The organism is Leifsonia sp. SIMBA_070 (assembly GCF_046534635.1).
GTDB lineage: Bacteria > Actinomycetota > Actinomycetes > Actinomycetales > Microbacteriaceae > Leifsonia.
This window is the reverse complement of record NZ_JAWRYK010000020.1, coordinates 1-555: the sequence shown is the minus strand read 5'-3', so window position 1 is coordinate 555 and position 555 is coordinate 1. Positions and strand designations below refer to the sequence as shown.

General features: G+C 62.2%; 1 protein-coding gene. It reads left to right on the top strand.

The window, feature by feature from the left end; translation table 11 throughout:
• Positions 1–437: SGNH hydrolase domain-containing protein (locus SB754_RS19195; protein WP_410784010.1), on the top strand; the 437-nt coding region annotated here is incomplete at its 5' end.
• Between the last annotated feature and the right edge of the window lie 118 nt (positions 438–555).

Here is a 555-nt window from a genome sequence, read left to right as displayed (position 1 = left end):
CAGTCCCCAGTTCGCCCGCCGAATATTTGGCGGACGGGTATGAAGCGGGCATAGCCGGCTTCGCTGCTGCCGGAACCCAGGTGATCGCCATGCGGGACAATCCCCGGTTCGACTTCGACATGGTCAAATGCCTGGCCGCGAACGAGCTGTCCACGCAGGCCTGCACGCTGCCGCTGGACTCGCTGCTGGCCGCTCAGTCACCCCTGGCGGAACTGGACGGGCTGCCGGGCGTGCATCCGGTCGACATGACGGACCAGCTGTGCACGCAGACGGAATGCCCGGGCATCATCGGCAACATGTTCGTGTACATGGACCACGACCACCTGGGGCGCACATACTTGGAGACAACGGCACCCGTGCTGGCGCAGCGGTTACTGCTGTCCCTGGGTTGGGAAGGAACGGCTGTGACAGATAACACCCGGGAGCTTTTGGAATAGGGCCGCGCAGTCTTTCGTTTTAGGATGTAACTGAGCCAACCGGTCCTTTCCCGGTTTTTCCTCCATCCCTCCGGTCCTTCGCGAAAGAGGCGTAGTTTTGAGCCAGCAGTCCCCAGAG